23 protein-coding genes are annotated in these 20,672 nt (G+C 61.6%); 7 read left to right on the top strand and 16 right to left on the bottom strand.

The window, feature by feature from the left end; all coding sequences use genetic code 11:
• Positions 1-85: 85 nt before the first annotated feature.
• From MR825_RS02320 to MR825_RS02265, 12 genes are all read right to left on the bottom strand, one after another.
• Positions 86-580, bottom strand: a complete 495-nt coding sequence (locus MR825_RS02320; protein ID WP_207723818.1) for a VOC family protein — start codon at positions 578-580, stop codon at positions 86-88.
• Between the two features lie 7 nt (positions 581-587).
• A complete protein-coding gene (locus MR825_RS02315; RefSeq protein ID WP_287878554.1) occupies positions 588-1,475 on the bottom strand; it encodes a 3-keto-5-aminohexanoate cleavage protein in 888 nt (295 codons plus the stop codon).
• Positions 1,476-1,684: 209 nt separating this feature from the next.
• Positions 1,685-2,350: a 3-oxoacid CoA-transferase subunit B gene (locus tag MR825_RS02310; protein ID WP_186908736.1), complete on the bottom strand. Its 666-nt coding sequence runs from the start codon at positions 2,348-2,350 to the stop codon at positions 1,685-1,687.
• Positions 2,340-3,047, bottom strand: coding sequence for a CoA transferase subunit A (locus tag MR825_RS02305; protein WP_186908737.1), 708 nt, complete (start codon positions 3,045-3,047; stop codon positions 2,340-2,342). Before MR825_RS02305 ends, MR825_RS02310 begins: the two co-directional genes overlap by 11 nt.
• Positions 3,048-3,055: 8 nt before the next feature.
• Complete coding sequence (locus MR825_RS02300; RefSeq protein WP_186908738.1) at positions 3,056-3,835, bottom strand: HpcH/HpaI aldolase family protein; 780 nt, start codon at positions 3,833-3,835, stop codon at positions 3,056-3,058.
• The gene (locus tag MR825_RS02295) at positions 3,832-4,272 is read right to left on the bottom strand and encodes a cupin domain-containing protein (RefSeq protein WP_186908739.1); all 441 of its coding nucleotides are present in this window, start codon (positions 4,270-4,272) and stop codon (positions 3,832-3,834) included. The genes MR825_RS02300 and MR825_RS02295 overlap by 4 nt, the downstream gene beginning before the upstream one ends.
• 15 nt (positions 4,273-4,287) lie before the next feature.
• Entirely contained in the window at positions 4,288-5,193 is a 906-nt protein-coding gene (locus MR825_RS02290) for a DUF6282 family protein (protein ID WP_186908740.1), read from the bottom strand.
• 5 nt (positions 5,194-5,198) lie between these two features.
• Entirely contained in the window at positions 5,199-6,125 is a 927-nt protein-coding gene (locus MR825_RS02285; protein ID WP_186908741.1) for a flavodoxin family protein, read from the bottom strand.
• A 15-nt stretch (positions 6,126-6,140) separates the two neighbouring features.
• The gene (locus MR825_RS02280; RefSeq protein ID WP_186908742.1) at positions 6,141-7,424 is read right to left on the bottom strand and encodes a TRAP transporter large permease; all 1,284 of its coding nucleotides are present in this window, start codon (positions 7,422-7,424) and stop codon (positions 6,141-6,143) included.
• Positions 7,421-7,945: a TRAP transporter small permease gene (locus MR825_RS02275; protein WP_186908743.1), complete on the bottom strand. Its 525-nt coding sequence runs from the start codon at positions 7,943-7,945 to the stop codon at positions 7,421-7,423. Before MR825_RS02275 ends, MR825_RS02280 begins: the two co-directional genes overlap by 4 nt.
• Before the next feature lie 117 nt (positions 7,946-8,062).
• Positions 8,063-9,172: a TRAP transporter substrate-binding protein gene (locus tag MR825_RS02270; protein ID WP_287878545.1), complete on the bottom strand. Its 1,110-nt coding sequence runs from the start codon at positions 9,170-9,172 to the stop codon at positions 8,063-8,065.
• A 59-nt stretch (positions 9,173-9,231) separates the two neighbouring features.
• Entirely contained in the window at positions 9,232-9,903 is a 672-nt protein-coding gene (locus tag MR825_RS02265) for an NIPSNAP family protein (RefSeq protein WP_256176492.1), read from the bottom strand.
• Positions 9,904-10,201: 298 nt separating this feature from the next.
• On the opposite strand from MR825_RS02265, the gene MR825_RS02260 reads away from it, so the two are divergent.
• Complete coding sequence (locus MR825_RS02260; RefSeq protein ID WP_186908746.1) at positions 10,202-10,981, top strand: GntR family transcriptional regulator; 780 nt, start codon at positions 10,202-10,204, stop codon at positions 10,979-10,981.
• Between the two features lie 47 nt (positions 10,982-11,028).
• Here MR825_RS02260 and MR825_RS02255 read toward each other — a convergent pair whose 3' ends face one another.
• The 4 genes from MR825_RS02255 to MR825_RS02240 all read right to left on the bottom strand — a co-directional run bounded on the left by MR825_RS02255 (position 11,029) and on the right by MR825_RS02240 (position 14,134).
• Complete coding sequence (locus tag MR825_RS02255) at positions 11,029-11,898, bottom strand: LysR family transcriptional regulator (RefSeq protein ID WP_287878542.1); 870 nt, start codon at positions 11,896-11,898, stop codon at positions 11,029-11,031.
• Between the two features lie 136 nt (positions 11,899-12,034).
• Positions 12,035-12,592, bottom strand: coding sequence for a Fe-S-containing hydro-lyase (locus MR825_RS02250; protein WP_186908748.1), 558 nt, complete (start codon positions 12,590-12,592; stop codon positions 12,035-12,037).
• A gap of 1 nt (position 12,593) precedes the next feature.
• Positions 12,594-13,427 (bottom strand): fumarate hydratase, encoded by an 834-nt coding sequence (locus tag MR825_RS02245; RefSeq protein ID WP_287878539.1) that lies wholly within the window; start codon positions 13,425-13,427, stop codon positions 12,594-12,596.
• 20 nt (positions 13,428-13,447) lie between these two features.
• Positions 13,448-14,134, bottom strand: coding sequence for a GntR family transcriptional regulator (locus tag MR825_RS02240; RefSeq protein WP_186908750.1), 687 nt, complete (start codon positions 14,132-14,134; stop codon positions 13,448-13,450).
• 357 nt (positions 14,135-14,491) lie between these two features.
• Here MR825_RS02240 and MR825_RS02235 point away from each other — a divergent pair, with 357 nt between their 5' ends.
• The 6 genes from MR825_RS02235 to MR825_RS02210 all read left to right on the top strand — a co-directional run.
• Positions 14,492-15,235 carry a maleate cis-trans isomerase family protein gene (locus tag MR825_RS02235; RefSeq protein ID WP_186908751.1) on the top strand — a complete coding sequence of 248 codons (744 nt, stop codon included), beginning with the start codon at positions 14,492-14,494 and terminating at the stop codon, positions 15,233-15,235.
• A 33-nt stretch (positions 15,236-15,268) separates the two neighbouring features.
• Complete coding sequence (locus tag MR825_RS02230; protein WP_186908752.1) at positions 15,269-15,997, top strand: maleate cis-trans isomerase family protein; 729 nt, start codon at positions 15,269-15,271, stop codon at positions 15,995-15,997.
• 165 nt (positions 15,998-16,162) lie between these two features.
• Complete coding sequence (locus tag MR825_RS02225; protein WP_287878535.1) at positions 16,163-17,413, top strand: Nramp family divalent metal transporter; 1,251 nt, start codon at positions 16,163-16,165, stop codon at positions 17,411-17,413.
• A gap of 69 nt (positions 17,414-17,482) precedes the next feature.
• The gene (locus MR825_RS02220; protein ID WP_287878533.1) at positions 17,483-18,859 is read left to right on the top strand and encodes a dihydroorotase; all 1,377 of its coding nucleotides are present in this window, start codon (positions 17,483-17,485) and stop codon (positions 18,857-18,859) included.
• Between the two features lie 8 nt (positions 18,860-18,867).
• A complete protein-coding gene (locus tag MR825_RS02215; RefSeq protein ID WP_287878531.1) occupies positions 18,868-20,181 on the top strand; it encodes a class-II fumarase/aspartase family protein in 1,314 nt (437 codons plus the stop codon).
• Positions 20,182-20,189: 8 nt separating this feature from the next.
• The coding region (locus tag MR825_RS02210) for an NAD(P)-dependent malic enzyme (RefSeq protein ID WP_441328103.1) at positions 20,190-20,672 on the top strand (483 nt) is incomplete at its 3' end.

Genomic DNA, 20,672 nt, shown 5'->3' with positions numbered 1-20,672 from the left:
ACTATCAAATATATGCTATTTGATAAACTTTTTGCAAGGCCATATTTTTGAAAACAGACTTTGTCAACAGCTCCCTTATCTTACCTTATCGAAAAACGCTCGATTCTGTTTGCCGCGCAGCGGTCGGGAGCGGCGGGTGAGACGCGGTCAGCCCCCCGGTTTCCGCTGCCGGCGTTTGACACTGGATAAATTCGATCAGAATGCCGTTATTGTCCCGCACAAAGCCCATTGGCTTTCCCTTGACGACCTGCTCCATCACCACGTCCGCGCCTTTCCTGCGCAGCTCGGCCAAAAGCCCCGGCACGTCCTCGTGTGCAAAGCAGATATGCTTGGTCCCCTGGGTGCGGATATCGTCATTGGGCGTTCTGCGCCCGGGCGGCAGGGGGAGGGTGCGCCGGTGCTGGAACAGCTCCAGCTGGAAGCTGCCGTTGCCCAGAAACGCCACCCGGCTCTCCAGCGCCGGCATCTCGGCGTCGGACAGGAGGGTAAAGCCCAGCATCTCCCCGTACCACCGGACCGACGCCTCAATGCTTTCCACGCTGATCCCCAGGTGCAGCGGGCGGAGCGCCGTACCGTCCACCGTCACCTCAGCCGCACCGGTCGGGGCGGGCGCTGAACTGGAGCGCGTAATCCATACAGGCCTGACGGCTCCGCAGGCCCAGCATGGCCCGGGTCTCCTCCGGGGTGGCCGGGCGCTTGTTGTTCAGCTCGATGATCCGGCGGGTCCGCTCCACAAAATCCACATTGGAGCTGGCCTTCTGTCCGGCGTCCAGATAGATATTGTCCTCCATCCCCACCCGTACGTGGCCGCCCAAGGCCAGGGTGGCCATCAGAATGGTCAGATGGGCCTTGCCCACGCCGAAGGCGCTCCAGGTGGCGCCGGGCGGAAGGAGGTTTTTCATGTACACCAGGTTTTCCACCGTGGCCGCCATGCCGTTTTCCATCCCCAGCACCATCTGGAAGTGGGGGGGGGACTTGATATATCCCTGCTCTATCAGGCGCAGCGCGGTATACACCATCCCGGTGTCCATGACCTCGATCTCCGGGAGGATGCCCAGCTCCTGGGCGCGGCGGCCCAGCTTCTCCAGGAACGCCACGCTGTTATGGAAGACGAAGTCCCCCTTTACGTTCATGGAACCGGCGTCCATGGTGGCCATTTCGGGGATCAGATCCAAGGGGAGGATGCGCTCGTCGTCGGGGACGCCGAAGCCGCCCGCCGTGGTCATGTTGATGACGATATCGCACTTTTCCCGGATGAGCGCCACGCTCTCCCGGAATTTTTCGTACTCCATGCTGGCGTTGCCCTGGTCGTCCCGCACGTGCAGGTGCACGACCGAGGCGCCGGCCTTCCAGCACTCATAGGTTTCGGCGGCGATCTCCGCCGGGGTCACCGGCAAGCCGGGGCACTTGGCCGCCGGCGTGGAGGAGCCGGTGGGGGCCACCGTCAGGATGACCCGGTTGCTTAAATCACTCATTCTGTGTTCAATCCTTTCGCATCCGCGGCGCAGATTCAGCGGACGGATTTGATGCCGTACTTGCGCCGGAAGGCGCGGAACCGGCGGGCCGGCGGCAGCGGGATGGGAAGGTCTCCCACCGGCCGTGCGGGAAGCAGCTCCGGCAGGAGGCGTATGCCTGCCCCGATGCGGAGGAACCGTCCGCTTCCGTCCCCGGCTGCCTGCTGCATTCAATCGACCATACGGCCCACCCGGGCCGGGACGTGAAGGGGCGCGGCCGTCTTGGCCTGCACCTCCTCCAGCGTGGCATGGGGCGCCAGGGCACGCAGCACAAAGCCCTCCTCCGTCACGTCGATGACGGCCAGCTCCGTGACCACCGTGTCCACCTCGCCCTGACAGGTCAGGGGGAGGGCGCACCGCTCCACCAGCTTGGGCGCGCCGGTCTTGGTACAGTGCTCCATGGCCACGATGACCCGCCTGGCGCCTGCGCACAGGTCCATGGCGCCGCCCATGCCCTTCAGCGCCTGTCCGGGGACCTCCCAGTTGGCCATATCGCCGTTCTGCGCCACTTCCATGGCGCCCAGAACGGTCACGTCCAGGTGGCCCCCCCGGATCATGGTGAAGGACAGGGCGCTGTCAAAGCACACCCCGTCGTACAGCAGGGTGGAGGGCCGGGTGTCCGGGGCAATGAGGGTGTAGTCCTCCTCCCCCGCCGCCGCCAGCGGTCCGCCGCCGATGGTGCCGCATTCGGTCTGGATCATCATGCCGGAGTCCACACCGATATAATTGGCCGCGTGGGAAGGGATGCCGGCGCCCAGATTCACCAGGTCTCCGGGGTGCAGCAGGGCCACTACGTTCCGGGCGATGAACTCCCGCAGTTCCTGTTTATCGCTCAAAGAACTCGCCTCCCTTCGGGATGGGGACGATCAGGTCCACGAAGATACCGGGGACCATGACCTCGTTGTCGGCCATCTCCCCCACCTCCACGATGCCCTGCTCGGGCACCTCCACGATGACCATGTCGGCCGCTGTGGGGATGACGGTGTTGTAATTGCGGCTGGTGTGGCGGAACATCAGGTTGCCCATCTTGTCCGCCTTCTCCGCCCGGAGAATGGCCACCTGGGCCCGGATGGGCAGCTCCAGCAGATAATCCCTGCCGTTGATGTGCAGGATCTGTTTGCCCTCGGCCACCGGGGTACCGATGCCGGTGGGGGTCAGCACGCCCCCCAGCCCGGCGCCTCCGGCGCGGATACGCTCCACAAAGGTGCCCTGGGGCACCGCCTCCACCTTCAGGGTGCCCTCCACCTTCTGGCGGCCCACCTCCGGGTTATTGGCCGCGTGGGTCAGGGTCAGGCTGCGGATCCGCTTATCCCGCAGCAGGCCCGCAAATCCCAGCTGGAAGGGCTTGTCCGCAGGCGCCACGCCGGAGGTGATGATGTCCAGCTCGGTGCAGTCGGTCTCATACAGCCATTCATACAGCAGGGTGGGATAGCCCGCGGAGCCAAAGCCTCCCGCCAGCAGCGACATGCCGCTGTGAAACTGCTCCAGGACCTGCTCCTTGGCGGCCAGCTTATTGTGCGAAAGCTTGCTCATGGCTCACCTCAGCGATAGGGTGCGAACACATCGCGGCTGACCTGCCGAAACGCGTTTGCGATCATGCCGCTGTCGCTGGCGTAAGCGAGATAGGTGCAGCCCAGGTCGACATACTTTTTCACCGCGTCGGCGTTGCCGCAGAGCATTCCCATGGCCTTGCCCCCGGCCAGGCCGCGGCGGATCACGTCCTCGATGACGGCCGCCACCTCAGGGTCGTTCAGCTTTCCGGGCTTGCCCATGGACATGCTCAGGTCGCCCGGGCCCACAAAGAGCACGTCGATCTGGGGGATGCGGCACAGTTCCTCCACAGCGGCGGCCATAGCCATGGACTCCACCTGCACCACGCACAAAGAACTCTCCTTCTTGGTCTCCAGATAGCTCTTCTCCCCGGTCCAGCAGCCGTACTGTCCCGCCCGCAGGGCCGGATTGGGGCTGCGCGTGCCGCCGGGGAAGAAGACGGCCTCCTGCGCGCACTCCGCGGCGTTCTCCACCGAACGGATGCTGGGGATCTGTACGCCGGTGGCTCCGCTCTCCAGGCCGTGATGGACCTGCCAGGGCTCCGGGCAGGCGATGCGGGGAATGGAGGCCAGGCCGGCCAGCTGGCACGCCCGGATCATATTCTCCAGCTCCCCATAGCTGTAGCTGGAGTGCTCGCAGTCCAGAATGGCAAAGTCGAACCCCGCCCACCCCAGCATTTCCACCAGGTTGGGGCAATTGTTTTTGACAAAGGTGCCGAAGACCGGTTTTCCGGAGCGGATGCGCGCCTTCAGGGTTTCGCTGCGGTTCATTCCTCGCTCTCCTTCACCACGGCGTCGGTGATGGCCTTATCCCAGTTCTTGTGACCCCGGTCACAGATGCGCTTGCTCTGGACCCGGTCGGTGCGCTTGGGGGTAAAGATGTCGAAGTCTACCACGAACATGTTGCCTTTGGCCTCCAGGTAATGCTCGGCGTTGGGGGGCACGACCATGAAGCAGCCCGCGTCCATGGCGTAGGGCACTCCGTCCACCCAGAAATCACACTCGCCCTGGGGGATAAAGATGATCTGCTCGTAATCATGGCGGTGGGGCCCCACCTCGTGGGGCTGACGGATCTCGCAGTACTGCAGGGTCACGTTGGGAGAGATCTGGATAAACTGGATGCGGCCGTTCTGCTTGCCGCAGGCGAATTCGTGCTCCTTGATGTCGTACATCATGGGTTTCTGAGTCTCATACTTCTTCTCGTCCATAATGGAAAACTCCTTTCATGATTCCACGCTCATCAGGTAAGCGGGGATGGTCTTGGTCATACGCTCCAGCACATCGGCGCCGTAGCCCAGCTGCTCATGGATCAGGCTGAGGAATTTGTACATGCCCTCCACCGGCTCCGGAGAGATGGACTGTCCGAAATCCGTGGAAATAAACATCTGCTCCATGGGCACACCGGCGTCCAGATACTGGTTGAACAGAGCGATGGGGTTGAACCTGCTGTCGTCGTTGAAGACCACCGCGCCGAATTCACAGGCGGTCATCTCGATCCAGGCGCCCCACTTGGCCCAGCGGGCGATCACGTCGTGGGGGGCCATAATGGTAAAGCTGGGATGATTGACGACGATCTTCCTGACCCCCAGCTCCAGCGCGGTGGGGATGAGCACGTCGATCTCCTGCCAGGAGATATGGCCGGTGGAGAGCACCAAATCGCCTTTTTCGGCAATATACTTGAGCACCTCCACGCATTCGGGGATGATCTTGTTGTTCCCATCCAGCAGATAGATAGGCTCCTCCAGACCGGTGGTCGTCATGTTGCCCGAGCCCAGGAACTTGCGTCCCTTATGATCCTCGATGTGCAGACGGGAGGATACGGTCGGCATATACACCATACGGGCGCCCATATGATAGGCCACATCCAGCGCCAGAAGGTTCAGCCCGCCCACGCAGTTGTTGAGGACGATGGAGCTGTAGCAGCGGCAGGAGCCGTCGCCCATATTGTGCTCCACAAGGCAGCAGCCGTGGGCGGAGGGGGCGTAGTGATCCTTGACCAGATACCCCCGGTAGCCCGCCGCCTGGGCATTTTTCATCATTTCCCCCGCGTCCAGCAGCCGTTTGGCGACCGAGGGCCCGGTGTGGATGTGCAGGTCATAGATGCCGTTTAAAATGGAACGCTCCAGCATAAAAATCACTCCTTCGTTGTGCTCGGATCCCGCTTGGGGGGCTGGACGAACACGCCGTCGAAGTCCTCCAGCTCCTGTACCCGCTGCCGGATCCGTTCCCGGTTCTCTCCCGCCTTTTTGTGGCTGGCGGCGATATCGGCGCGGTGGTGCGCATCGCCGGCGGGACCGAACCGGTTGTCCCGCACCTTGTCGGCGTCCCACTCCACCACCAGGGACCCGTCCCGGATGACGGCGGTCCCCTCGGCGTCGCAGTAGGGACAGCCCACCCGGGCGCCGCCTCTGGGCTCCAGCAGGTTGCAGTGACAGGCCGGGCAGACGCCCGAGTCGCCGGCGAAGCCGGCATGCTCCCGGTCCATCAGGGCCTCGCCCACCCGGCGGCCCAGCAGCGCGGCGCGCTCCAGGACCGCTTCGTCCAGCACCACCATAGAGGGGGCGGGGTTATGCCCCACCACGAACTTATCCACGATCACGCTGCCCTTGCTCAGGTTGCGCACCGTCAGATCCATGAGCGGCTCGGTCAGATTGATCCAATCGGAACCGCCCAGGGCCATAGCCGCGCCGATCTTGGGGTGGGTGCGGCAGTAAGTCTGGTACTCCTTACCGATGCCCAGCACACGATTGAGCAGCGTGACCACCGTACCGGTCGGGATCAGGTCGTAGATGGGGGTGGCAAGGATGAGCGCGTCCGCCTCCTTCACGGCGGCGGAGAACCAGGGCATATCGTCGTCCCTGACTACGCACAGGCCGTCGCCTCCGGTGGTCAGGCCGCGCATACAGGTCTCGCAGCCGATGCAGTCGCGCAGCTTCAGATCCTGGAGACGGATGATCTCCAGTTCCGCCCCGCAGACCTGCTTGGCTGCGGCCAGGGCGGTTTTGAGCATCAGCTCATTGTTTCCGCTGCGGCGTCCGCCGCTGAGTCCCACGATTCGCATCGCTCACACTTCCTTTCAGCCCAGATAGCCAAACAGTCTGGGCAGGATCAGCACGATGTCGGGCAGATAAGCCAGCGCAAAGGTGGTGGCAAAGGAGGCCACAATAAAGGGCCAGATGCGCTGGCACAGCGGCTTGAAGCCCACGCCCGACACATTGCAGGTGATAAAGAGCACCTGCCCCACCGGCGGTGTGATCATACCGATGGTGATCATCAGCGAGAAGACGATACCAAAGTGGACCACGTCCATGCCGATCATCTGGATCAGCGGGAACATCACGGGAATAAAGATCAGGGTGGCGGAAGCCATGTCCAGCACGCAGCCCACCAGGACCAGCAGCAGCAGGATCAGGAAAATGATGAGGTACTTGTTGCTGGTAACGGCCAGGATGGCGGAGATGATCAGATCGGCGATGCCGTCCTTTGCCATGGTCCAGGCCAGCAGGTTGCCAAACGCGATGATCAGGAAGATGGCTCCGGTGGAAATGGCGGTACGCAGCATCATGGCGGGGATCTTCTTGAGATCCAGCTCCCGGTAGATCAGGCTGACGACAAAAGCGGCCACACAGGCCACGGCGCCGGCCTCGATGGCGGTGCAGAAGCCGGACAGCACGCCGCCGATGATGATGGCAGGCACCAGCAGCGCGGGAATGGCTTTGACGAAGGAGACGCCAAATTCCCTCAGATTGAACTTGCCCTCAGGCTTTTTGATGTCCATCTTGCGCATGTTGATAAAGACCGTGACGCAGTACGCCAGCGCCAGAATAATACCCGGGATAATGCCGGCAATAAACATATACTGGATGGACACGTCGGTAAGGAAGCAGTAGAAAATAAACATGGTGCTGGGGGGAATGATAGGGCCCAATACCGAGGCGGCGGAGATCAGCGCGCCGGAATATTCCGGGGGATAGCCGTCTTTTTCCAGCTGGGCGGGCAGGATCTGGTTGAGCAGGGACGCATTGGCCTGGGCAGAGCCCAGGATGGCGGCCAGGATGGCGGACAGGGCGATGGTGCAGTAGGCCATGCCGCCCTTCAGGCGCCCGATAAAGCTGCGCAGGAAATCCAGCAGACGGCGGGTGATGCCGCCGCTGTTCATCAGTTCGCCCGCCATGATGAAGAAGGGGATGCAGGAGATGCTGATGATGCTCACACCGGAGAACATGCGGCCGATGATGATATCAAAGAAGGCCGGGTTGCCCATGGTGGTGATGTGGGCGATGCCGAACAGGCCCAGGCAGATGGCGATGGGCATGCCGATGCAGAGCAGGACTGCAAATACGATAATGGCAATGATCATGCCTGTTCAACCTCCTTCCCGGGGGCGGCGGAGCCGACGGCTTTCAGCTCCCTGATCACCTTCAGCAGCTTCTCGATGGCAAACAGCGCCATAGCGCCAAGGCCGACGGGAATGCCCAGGTAGATCCACTTGACGGAGATATGCAGTTCCACGCTGATCTGGTTGGCGATGGAGGGGCGCAGGAAGGAGTCGGCGCCCAGCTTGGTCAGCCAGACCGACAGCAGCAGGATGATCACGGTGCAGACCAGTTCCAGGACTAGCTGCGTCTTCTTCCCCAGCTTCTGGGTCACCAGATCGAAGTTGGTCAGAGCGCCCACCCGGTAGGCGGCCGCGCCGCCCAGGAAGGTGCACCAGACGATGAGGTAGCGCACCAGGATCTCCGACCAGACCCAGTTCTGATGGAAAAAGTAGCGGCGGATGACCTCCACAAAGGTGAGGATCACCATAAACATCATGGCGATGGCCACGATCCATTTCACGATGTTGAACACCACATCACAAATTCTTGAATAGGCTTTCATCTTTTTGAATGTTCCTCCTGTTGATTCAGGAAACGCTGATTCAATCAACGGTTCCTTAAGGGTTTCCGCCCTCTCTCTGTCAGGAGAGGGGGCGGAAATCGGACGGTACGGCTGTGCTTACTGCGCGGCCTTGATCGACTCTACAGCCGCGATGAAGTCAATGATGCGCTGGTCGGTGCCTTGGGCGGTGTACTCATCGTACAGGGGCTGGATGGCCTCGCGCAAAGCGTCCGGGTCCTCCAGCTGGTAGACGGTCATGCCGTTTGCCTCCAGCGTCTTGCGGTACTCGGCGTCGGCGCCCACGATGGTCTCGGTAAAGAAGGTCTCCATCGCCTCGTCCATGCACTCCTGCATGAAGTCCCAATAGCCCTCGGGCAGGGAGTCCACAAAATCCTTATTGAAGCAGAGGAAGGTGGGGTAGGGGTACATGCCGACCTCGGTGAAGTACTTGGTGACCTCATAATGGCTCTGGACCACGGCGGTCATGTAGTTGACGTCCTCGCCGTTCACGATGCCGTTGGACAGGGCGGAGTATACCTCGGTATAGCCGACCACGATGGGGTTGGCCCCCAGGTCCTCCAGGGCTTCGATCAAAACGTTGGAGGAGGCGGTGCGGATCTTCAGGCCGGCCAGGTCCGCCAGACAGGTGACGGGCTTGTCCACGGTGGCGATATGACGCATGCCCACGTCCACAGCGCCGCAGATGTAGACCGAGCCGATGGATTCCTCCACCGCGTCGATGATGGCGTCCCACTCGGGGGTCTGGAGGGCGGCCCACTCGGTCTCATAGGAGTTGATGAGGAAGGGGAGCTGGTAGACTTCAGCAAGGGTGTTATAGTTGGTATAGGTGGCAATGCCGCCGCCGCCGGCCTCGATGACGCCGTCCATGATCTGCTGGAACAGCTCGCCCTCGTTGCCCAGCACGCCGCCGGGCTGATAATCGAAGGTGATCTTGCCGCCGGAGCGCTCGGTGACCATATCCATCCAGTTTTCATACATCAGGGCGGACAGAGAGCCGGCCTTCCCGGCCGTGGCAAAGGTGAGCTTGACGGCCTCGTCAAAGCTGGGGCCAGTCGTATCCGGGGCCGTGGTTTCCGGGGCAGCGGTCTCAGGGGCAGAGGTCTCGGGAGCGCTGGTCTGAGGGGCGCCCGTACCGGACTGCCCGCCGCAGCTTGTCAGGGCGAATACCATCGCCAGAGACAGAATGATCGCAGTGATTCTTTTCATGATGTTCCTCCTTAAAATAAATTGAGTCTTCCTTTTTACATCCGAAGATGGGTCTCTCATCAGTGGAGCGGGGACATGGTCTGGGTCTCCCAGATCACAGAATCGGTCTCCCGCAGGCGGCTGCCCAGCTCCTCCAGGATCTGGCGGTACTGGGGATCCGCACGCATGGCCCGGTTGCGCTCCATGCGGCTTTGCAGCGTGCGGTAGGCGCGCAGCTCGTAGATACGCTCAGGGCCGCTGTCGCCCGTCAGGTAGGCGATGGTCCATTCCGCGAACTGCTGCGCCCGGGGGAAGAGCTGCTTCTCCACCAGCTCCAGCGCGGCGGACAGCTGCCCGGGCCTGCACTCATAGGTATTAAACTCGAACATGCGCCGCTCGCAGGCCGGGTCGGTCAGCAGGGGATGATTGGGATCAATGGTGCGCAGGGGGGAGAATTCCGTTGGGATCAGCACCCGGCTCTCCTGCTGACGGATCATCTTGTCCGCATCGTTGGTAAAATCGATCTTGGTGCCGCTGGTCAGGTAGCCCTTGCGGCAGGCGTCCCGATGGTCGTGGCTGTCATAGGCGAACCACTGCACCGTCCGGTTGACCACGCCGCTGGAGGCGGTGAACAGTCCCAGGTTATACCCCAGGTGCTTCGAGGTAATGGCGTACCCCTGCTCCCGGTAAAACTTCAGGAAGGGGCGGTAGGTATCCGGATGATACGTATAGGTACGCATATCAATGATCATAAGCAGGTCCTCCTCGTGATAAAAAATCAAATATCAAAAATTTAATATTTGATTTAACTAGATTGTACTGTGGAAAACTGCCGCCGTCAATTGACAGGTTCACCAGCAAATTCACAAAATTTTTATCCAAAACGACTTATACGCAGTTTGAATCATACGATTCATTTGTTGAAATAAGCAACAAATTTTTCTGTTTTTTGTCAGAAGTTTTTTCGCAGGGCTTGTATTTCCCGTGGCAAATGCTATAATAAAAGCACTACATTTGATAAAAAATCAATTCTCAGCCGGAGGTGGCTTTATGGAGAAGGTGGAGTTTGTCACAAAAACCACCTATGCTTACGAGCGGCTCAAGCGGGAGATTATGGACGGAACCCTGGGTCAGGGGGAAAAACTGGTGGTCAACGCCATCAGCCAGCGCTATCAGGTCAGCCCCATGCCGATCCGGGAGGCCCTGCTGAAGCTGGAACAGGAAGGTCTGGTCCAATCCGCACCCCACCGTGGCGCCTGGGTACATAAATGCAACTACGACCAGTTCTATGAGTTGATTCAGGTGTCCATCGCTCTGGAGACCTGCGCCTGCCGTCTGGCGGCCTCTCTGATCTCCGGGGAAACGCTGGAGCAGCTCCGGGGTCTGATGCGCGGTATGGAGAGCGCCGTCAGGAGCAAGGACATCTCCACTTACCAGATCCTCAACGATGAATTCCACATGGGCATCTACCGCGCCTGCGGCAACCGCGAATTGTTTGAGCTGATCCGCAACACCCACCGGCGCACCTACCCCTATACCTCCATTGCGCTGCATTCCATCGGGCGGATGTCCATGTCCATCCAGGAGCACCGGGATTGGCTGGACGCCTTGACGCGGCGGGACGGCGCGGCCTGCGCCGATCTGTGCCGCCGGCAGCGGCTGGAATCCTATTTTTTGTTCCTGGACTTTTTAACGGATTGCCTGGCAGACCCGGAAGACGCGCAGAACAACTACTACCTCTATGGCTACTCCGATACCTTTTTCGGGATGTCACAGGAGGAAATCCGGCACTCCATCGAGCAATACCGCGCCAAAATGGAGATGCTGTAAAAATACCCGGACCCCCGCGCAAGGCGGGGGTCCGGGTATCGCTGTATTCAGGCCTTCAGGCGCTCCAAAAAGCGTTTGGCGGCCGGGTTGGTGTTATCCTGCCGGTATGCCGCCACCAGTACCGCACGGGGCGCATCTGCCTCGTCCAGCTCCAGATAGGTACAGTGCGGGTCCCGGATGTATTTGGTGCTTTTATCCACAATCATCACACCCAGTCCGGCCGCTACGCTGAAAAACGCCGATTCCAGGTTGGGGACCGTCCGAATGCAGGCCGGCGTAAATCCGCAGCGGCCGGTGACCGCGCAGAGCGCCTGTTCCCGGCCGGGGGAGTCCTCCTCCCCGGGGATAAAAAAGGTATCCGACCGAAAATCCGCAAAGCTGCGGTCCAAACGTCCGGCCAGGGGGTGCAGGCGGCTCATCAGCAGCACCTTGGGAAAGGAGGCGACCGGACGGGTCGCCACCCCGGCCAGATTCTCGCAGTCGATATCCACGGTGATCAGCACATCCAGCTTGCCCCAGCTCAGGCGGTCCCGCAGGGCGTTGAAGCTGTGCCGCTCAAATTCCAGGCGCACGTCGGGGCATTCCCGCCGGAACGGTGCGATCAGGTTGGGCAGCAGCGCGTCTCCGTCCAGGGAATCCAGCAGTCCCACCCGGAGCAACCCCTGAGATCCCCGTGCCAGCCGCGCACCCTGTTCCCGCCCGGCCTCGATCAGCCGCAGGGCGCTCTTCAGCGTGACCAGCATGGCCTCCCCCGCGGGGGTGAGGGATATCTGCTTTTTCTCCCGCTCGATCAGCGCAAACCCCAACTCCTGCTCCAACAGCTCAATATGGCGGCTGAGGGAAGGCTGAGAGACAAAAAGCGCTTCCGCAGCACGGGTGAAGTTCATATGCCGGGCCAACGTGATGAAGTACTGCATCTGCAGAGTCGTCGTAATCCATCCCTCCCTGTCCGGATACGCACAGGCGGGCGATCTGTGTTCCGCACCGGAAGCCATATTGGCAGGCGCCATCCCCTGTTTCTGCGTTTCCCTTTCTGCCGGTGCATCCCGCTTCCTACCTTCTTTGCTCCAGATAAGCGGCCCGGCCGGTCTCATAGAGATTATTCCCCTGGCTGTCGATGACCACCGTGAGCGGCAGGTTTTCCACCTCCAGCCTCCGGACGGCCTCGGCCCCCAGGTCCTCGTAACAGATGAGCTGGGCGGACTTGACGCACTGGCTGAGCAGCGCCCCCGCGCCGCCGATGGCCCCGAAATAGACCGCGCCGGTTTCCCGCATGGCCTCCACCACCGCCGGGCTTCGCTTGCCCTTCCCGATCATGCCCAGCTCTCCCAGGCGCAGCAGCGTGGGGGCATAGGCGTCCATGCGGTAGCTGGTGGTGGGACCGGCGGAGCCGATCGCCTGTCCGGGCCGCGCGGGGGAGGGCCCCACATAGTAGATGACCGCCCCCTCGATGGGAAAGGGCAGCGGCTTGCCCTGTTCCACCAGCTCGCACAGGCGCTTATGGGCCGCGTCCCGCGCGGTGTAGACGCTGCCGCTGAGATAAACGCTCTCCCCCGCCCGCAGGGAGCGGGCCTGCTCTTTCGTCAGAGGGGCGGTGATATACTTGGCCATCTCAAAGCACCTCGCTTACATGCCGGGCCACATGGCAGTTGATATTGACCGCGCAGGGCAGTCCCGCGATATGGGTGGGCATCGTCTCGATCTGTACCGCCAGCGCGGTGGTCCGCCCGCCGAAGCCCTGGGGTCCGATGCCCAGGGCGTTGATCTTCTCCAGCAGCTCCTGCTCCAGCCGGGCATAGAAGGGGCTGCCGTTGTGCGTGCCCATCTCCCGCAGGAGGGCCCGCTTGGCCAGCAGGGCGCACTTGTCGAAGGTGCCGCCGATGCCCACGCCCACCACGATGGGCGGGCAGGGATTGGGCCCCGCCAGCTCCACCGTCTCCAGGATGAACTGTTTCACCCCGCCCAGCCCGTCGGAGGGCTTGAGCATGGCAATCCGGCTCATGTTCTCGCTCCCGAAGCCCTTGGGGGCCACGGTGATCTTTACCTGCTCTCCCGGGACCAGTTCGGTGTACACCATGGCGGGGGTATTGTCCCCGGTGTTCACCCGGTCCAGCGGGTCCCGGACCACCGACTTGCGCAGGTAGCCTTCGGTATAGCCACGGCGTACGCCCTCGTTGACCGCCTCGGTCAGCGGGCCGTTGATGTGCACGTCCTGGCCGATCTCCAGAAACACACAGGCCATCCCGGTGTCCTGGCAGATCGGGGTGTCCCCGCCGATGGAATAATTCTCGATGATCTTATCCAGGATATCCTGTGCCACGCTCCAGTCCTCCGCCCGGCGTGCGGCGGCGATGGTATCCTTCACGTCCTGGGGCAGCCGGGTATTGGCCTGGATGCACAGGCGCTGCACGGCTTGGGTGATGACTCCGGCGTCAAGTTCTCTCATATTCGTTCCTTCTCTCGTTTTTACTCTCCTCCGGCGTCCAGGAAGGCGCCGACGATGCGGCGCATATATTCCTCCACCTTCTGCCGGCTGTGCTCCAGCTCCCGCTGCACCGCCTCCTGGTCGTTGTCCACGATGGCCTTCATCAGCATGCGGTGGTGCTCGGCATAGTCGGCGGCGTAGCGCACCGGCAGGACGGTGTTGTTGATCATCCGCTCGGTAAAGGACAGCTGCTCGCTGAGCTTGGCCAGGACGGAGTTTCCTGTGGCGCGGACCAGCAGCTCATGAAATTCAATGTTGTTCTCATACTGCTGGGCCGCGTCGGTCAGCTTGGTGCCCCGGCGGGTGTTCTGCTCCAGCACCATCAGCAGCGCGCGGGGGATGCGTCCCAGAAGCATGCTGCACGCAGAGGCCCGCAGCAGCTCCAGCACCTCCAGCGTATCCAGGCATTCGTCCACGGTCAGCAGGCGGACGATGGAACCGCTGGTACTGCTGGTCTCCACCAGGCGCTCGATCTCCAGCTTCTTCATGGCCTCCCGCACCGGCGTGCGGGATACGTCGAAAGCCTCGGCCAGATCCTCCTCCCGCAGGCGGGTGCCCATGGGCAGCAGTCCGGTGGCGATGGCCTCCCGTACCGTGTAATACAAGGTATCGCTGGCCTGCTTTTTCTCCACCATCTGGGTACGCAGCGCCTGTATCTGCATGTCCATAAACATCCCCCTTTCAGCCTGTAAACCTGATTCTACTTTATTATATACACATCCCGGGTGTTGTCAACGGCGTACGCTTGTATGCATAAATATACGTTCACCTATTTCAGTATAAATGGATATTGGCATGTATCGTTTGTCACCCCCCTATGCGTTCCATATAATAAGGGCATTACCGCATGATTCAACGCGTGCGGATCGGCGCGAAAATTTGTGCCGCAAAAAGGTGCAAAACCGCAGGAATACTTTGCGTATTGCAAGGTTTTGCAACGCATTTGTGGGCCAAATTGGCCGCCAAAATGTGCGTGGGGAATTGTCCGGTGATGCCTAAAGAAAAAACAGAAAGTGGGGTCTACTATGCTTGATCAATCGAGCCTTCCCTACGTGGACGGTCAGCGCGGGCGGATCGGCCTGATCACCCCCGCGCCGGGCAGTTCCACCGAGCAGGAGTTCAATCGCTACAAACCGGAAGGGGTCGCTGTTTTGACCACACGGGTGCCCCTGTTCGGCATTTCCCGGGAGGGTCTGCAGCAGATGAATCGCTATGTGGATGACGCGGCGCTCATGCTGGCCAAGAGTTCCATTGTAGATCTGATCCTGTTCAGCTGCACGGCCGGCAGTTTTCTTGGGGGGAAAGGCTTTGACCAGGAGCTGACGCGCCATCTGGAACAACTCACCGGCGTCAGGGTCACCACGACCAGCACCTGCGTACTCCGCGCGCTGAAGGCGCTGGGCCTGCGCCGGCTGAACGTGGTGACCCCCTATTCCGCCCAGGTCAATGCGCTGGAGCGCCGCTTTCTGGAGGCATGCGGCATTACGGTGGTCCACATTACAGGCGCGCTGCTGGAGCGTTCGCAGGACACGCCGAAGCTGACCGCTGAGACCATGCGCCGATTTGCGCTGGATGCCGACACCCCGGATGCGGATGGGATGTTCATCAGCTGCACAGGCTTGCACGTGGATGGTTTGATCGAGCCGCTGGAGCACGAATTGGGTAAGCCGGTACTGACCAGCAATCAGTGTGGTCTGTGGGGCAGTCTGCGCGCGCTGGGGATTCCGGATCAGCTTCCCGGTCTGGGCACACTGTTCCAGCGCGGATGATCCCAAAGCAGAAAACAGAAAGGTTGTGTTTATATGGACAAGCCGTTTACCGACGGCTGGCGGGGGCGCATCGGTCTCGTGGCCACTGCGCCCGGCAATGCCACAGAAGCCGATTTCAACCGCTACCGTCCAGCGGGCGTGGCCGTTCTCACCACCCGCACGCCCCTGACCGCCTCCACCCCGGAGGGGATACGGGAGATGAACCGCTTTGTGGATGACGCAGCGGCCCTGCTGGCGCAGAACGCCTATTGCGATGTGGTGCTGCTCAGCAGCACGGCCGGCAGTTTTGTGGACGGGCGGGCCGCGGCCCTGGCACACGCCCAAACGCTCAGTCTGGAGATCGGCGCGCAGGTGATCACATCCGCAGAGTGCATGCTGCAGGCGCTGCAGGCACTCAGGGCAAAGCGCGTCACATTGGTAACCCCTTCTTCCCCCGAGCTGAACCGGGCGGAACACGCCTTTTTGAACGAAGCCGGCTTGGATATTGTAAGCGAGGGGGGCTTCCTGCGTTCCGATCCACGGGACATTCTGACCGTCACAGCAGAGGAGATCTTTGATCTGGTCCGGCACTGCGACCGGCCGGAGTCCGACGCGGTCCTGCTAAGCTGCTCGGGCCTGCACGCCATGGAGATCATCGCGCCGATGGAGCGGGAACTGGGCAAGCCGGTGCTGGCCAGCAATCAATTCGGCCTGTGGGGCAGTCTGCGTGCGCTGGGGATCCCGGACAAATATCCGGAGCTTGGGAGCCTGTTCTGTTTGTGAACGCATCCTGTATACCGCTGTATACAGCCGCCGACTCGAGAATAAAGGCGCACAGGCATGTATCAATTGCAAAGACCGGCCACGGCCCTATATACTTACGTTCAGGCGGGAAGGTATGCTGCTCTTCCGCACGAATCGTTCAAATTTGTAGTAGAGGTGAGTGAATTGGCAAACATCGAGCAAACGAAGTCTTCGGACAAAAGCGGCCTGAAGTACTTCCTGGCGGCGCTGGGCCCCGGCTTCATCCTGGCGGCGACCTCCATCGGCCCCGGCTCCATCGTCTCCTCCACAAACGCAGGCGCCAACTTCGGATATAACCTGTTCTGGTGGTTTATCGTGATGCTGGTCTTCCGGGCGGTCTTCTCCCTGGCAATGAACCGGTACACCGTGGTCACCGGCAAGCCCCTGATGGTCGGCATCCGGGAAAAGTACGGCAAAGTGTGGGCCGTGCTGGCGGGTGTGTTCGCCTTCCTCGGCCAGTGCGTGTACGGCATCGGCAACTTTATGGGCTGCGGTCTGGGCATGAACATGCTTTTCCCCGGCCTGCCCGTCAAATACGGCGGTCTCATCGCTCTGGTAATCTGCGCCGTGCTGTTCTTCCTGAAAAACCTGTATCAGAAGATGGAGACGGTTATGAAGGTCCTGGTGGGCATCATGGCGATTATCTTCATCATCTCCCTCATCGGTACCGCCGGGATCCCCTATGACGGAACCGTCTCCCACAGTATCGTAGGCATGCCCGCCGGCAGCATGGCGCTCATGCTCTCCCTGCTGGGCACCACCGCCTCCCTGGGCACCTGCGCCTGGGGCTCCTCCCTGGCCAAGGAGAAGGGCTACACCACCCGCGACATCGACCAGGGCGGCCTGCGCATCGACGTGGTCGTGGGCGTCATCGCCATCGGCGTCATCTCCCTGTGCTGCTTCTTCGTGGGCGCCAACCTGCTGCCCGGGGCCCCCATCAAAAACGGCATGGACCTGCTGAGCGCCCTCAGCGGCCTGCTGGGCGCCTGGGTGCGTCCCGTCTTCGGCATCGGCTTTTTGGCCGCCGCCATCTCCTCCTTCATGATGGCTCCCAAGCTTGGCATCAACCTGCTGCTCCAGTCCCTGGACAAGGACTCCGGTATGGAGAACAAGGCGGAGAACATCATCAGCATCCTCATGCTGGTCTTTGCCGCTGTGGTCGGCTTCCTGTACAGCGGCGTGCCCGCCCAGCTTCTGACCCTGGCGCAGATCGGCGGCGTCATCAATACCCCCATACTGGGCATCATGACCATTCTGCTCTGCAACCGCAAGGACGAGATGGGCCGTTACAAGGTCGGCAAGGGCTTTACCGTGGTCCTCTCCATCGCCTACCTGTTCGTCATGATCACCGTCATCAACAATCTGATCACAATCGTAGGCAAATTCCTGGCCTGATTTTCCGGCGCCGCCGCTCTGCGGCGGCGCCCTCCCCTTTTTGCAGATCATTCGAAAGGAGCACATGATATGAACTTCGATTTAGTGGTTAAAAATGGCGTCGTCTACACGGAACAGGGCTTTTATCAGCTCAACGTGGGCGTACAGGGTGAAAAGATCGCCGTACTGGCCGACCCCGCCGTACCTCTGGAGGGCGCAAGGGTCATCGACGCTCAGGGAAAATACGTACTGCCCGGTTTCATCGACTGCCACTGCCACCTGCGGGACCCCGGCCTGACACAGAAGGAAGACTTCTACACCGGCACCATGGCCGCCGCCCACAGCGGCATCACCATGGTCTGTCCCCAGCCCAATGTGAAGCCCGTGCCCAACACCCTGGCGGACTACCGTGAAGAGGTCCAGGCCGGCCAGGCGCGCGCCGTGATCGACTTCAACCCCATCGGCTGCCCTCTGGGCACCGCCCAGGACGTGACGGAGATCGCCCAGGAGGGGTCGGCCTGGTTCAAGCTCTTTGAAAAAGTGGCCACCTATCCCTACAATACCACCGCCGGTACTCTGGACACGCACCGCATCTACGAGGCCTTCCGGGCCGTGGCCGCCACCGGCAGGTACTGCTCCGTCCACCCCTTCGACAAATATTTCTTCGATGCCGCAGTGGAACAGATCAAGGCCGAAGGCAAGCCCATCACGCTGGAAAATGTGCGCCACATGTGGTACTCCGACGAGGAGATGACCGGCGCGGCCTATCAGCTGTCCTATTACGCCAAGAAGGCGGGGATGAAGTGGTACGCCATGCACGCCTGGATGCCCGGCTACATCGACCTGGTGCGCATGCTCAAGGAGCGGGGCGAGATGACCATCGTATCCTCCTTCGAGTATATGCCAGCCATGGACGCCTCCGACGAGATCTATGACATCGCCGGCGGCAAGTACATCTACCTTAACCACGACGCAAAACCCGACAAGGCCAAGATCTGGGCCGCCATCCGGGACGGCGTCATCGACATGATCGGCTCCGACCACGCTCCCCATGCCCCCAACGAGTACAAGAGCGACGACGCGCTGCACACCGGCGCCGGCTTTGCCATGCTGGACTACTTCGGCCACCTGCTGGTCTCCCACGTGAATGAGGGCGACCTGTCCCTGGAGAAGCTGGCGGAGGTCACCTCCGTCAACTTTGCCAAGGCCTTCGGCATGTACCCCCGCAAGGGCTCCAACGTGGTGGGCAGCGACGCGGACTTCACCATCGTGGACCTGAACCGGGAATGGGTCATCAGCGAACAGGACAAGGTCTACACCAAAACCCAAACCATCCCCTATGTGGGCCGCAAGATGCACGGCGCAGTTACCGGCACCGTGGTCCGGGGCCGTGTGGTCATGGAGAACGGCGAGGTCTTCGGCGAGCCGGGCTACGGCAAGTTCGTCACCGCTGAAAACAGCAAGTGAGGCGCGTGATGGAAGCCATTTTACCCCAGGTCTCCGACCTTTTTTCCCGGGACGGGCGCTTCACCCGCTGGCTGCGGGTGGAGGCCGCCCTGGCAAACGCCCAGGGCGCGCTGGGCATCATCCCCGCGCAGGCGGCGAAGGACATCTCCGAGGCCGCCCATGTGGAGAAGCTGGCCCTGGACCGCTATGACGAATTTTACGCCAAGACCGGACACCCCATGGTCTCCATGCTCCGCCTGCTGGAGGCGGCGGCGGGACCGGAGAGCGGCCAGTACATCCATCTGGGCGCCACCACCCAGGATATCATGGACTCCGCCATGACTCTGGCCCTCCACAGCATGTTTACCCTGACCCGCGCCAAGCTGGTGAGCATCCAGTCCTCCGTGCTGGACCTGTGCCAGCGCCATGCCGATACCCCCATGATGGGCCGCACCCACAACATCCAGGCCCTGCCCATCACCTTTGGCTATAAGGCCGCCATCTGGGCCGACGAGCTGGAGCGCTGCATCGACCGGCTGGACCAGAGCGCACAGCGCATCCTCGCCCTCCAGCTCTCCGGCGCGGTGGGCTCCATGGTCTCCTTCGGGGAGGATGGGGACGCCATTCAGGAAAAGATGGCCGAACAGCTGGGCCTGAGCGTTCCCGCCGTGTCCTGGCACGCCTCCCGGGACCGCCTGGCCGAATTTACGGGAGAGCTGGCGCTCATCGGCGGCTGTCTTGGGCGGATCGCCCAGGAGGTCTATCTGCTCATGGGCAGCGAGACCGCCGAACTCAGCGAGCCCTGGGCGGCGGGCAAGGTGGGCTCCTCCACCATGCCGCACAAGGTCAACCCCACCTCCACCCAGCACATGATGAGCCTGGCCCGCGACATCCGCTATCACCATGCCGCCGTGTTGGAGATGATGTGGGTGGATCACGAGCGCAACATCATGCATTTCGTGGGTGAGCGCCAACACATCGAGGCCTGCTGCGTGGCCGCCGGAGAACTGCTGGACCGGGCCGACGCGCTGATGGCGGGGCTCCAGGTCAACGAAGCCAATATGCGCGCCAACCTGAACAGGCTGGGCGGGCTGACCCAGTCGGAGCACGTGATGCTGGAGCTGGGCAAGCGCATCGGCAAGCAGCACGCCCACGAGCTCATCAACCAGATCGCCGTGGACGCGTTCCAAAACGGCAAGAACTTCGAAGAAGAGCTCAAGAAAAACGATACCGTGGTCCAGGCACTGGGCGCCGAGCAGATCCATGCCCTGCTGGATCCCATGCAATATCTGGGCAAGTGCCCGGAACTGGCCCGCCGGGCCGTCCAAACCCTGAGGAAATGAGTGATACCATGACACCGATCGCGGAAGAAAGCCTGAAGCTGCATTACGCCAAGCGTGGCAAGATCGAAGTGATCTCCACCGTGCGCGTGCAGGACAAGAACGACCTGAGCCTGGCCTATACCCCGGGCGTGGCCCAGCCGTGCCTGGAGATCCAGAAGGACGTGGACAAGAGCTATGAGCTGACGCGGCGCTGGAACATGTGCCTGGTGGCGACCGACGGCAGCGCGGTGCTGGGGCTGGGAGACATCGGTCCGGAAGCTGGGATGCCCGTTATGGAGGGCAAGTGCGTGCTGTTCAAGGAGTTCGGGGGGGTGGACGCGTTCCCCCTGTGCATCAAGAGCCACGACGTGGACGAGATCGTGCGCACCATCCAGCTCATCTCCGGGTCCTTCGGGGGCGTGAACCTGGAGGACATCTCGGCGCCGCGGTGCTTTGAGATCGAGCGGAAGCTGAAGGAGTGCTGCGACATCCCGATCTTCCACGCCGACCAG

It is taken from the genome of Lawsonibacter sp. (genome assembly GCF_022777125.1).
Classification (GTDB): domain Bacteria; phylum Bacillota; class Clostridia; order Oscillospirales; family Oscillospiraceae; genus Lawsonibacter_A; species Lawsonibacter_A hominis.
This window is presented reverse-complemented; position numbering and strand designations above follow the sequence as displayed.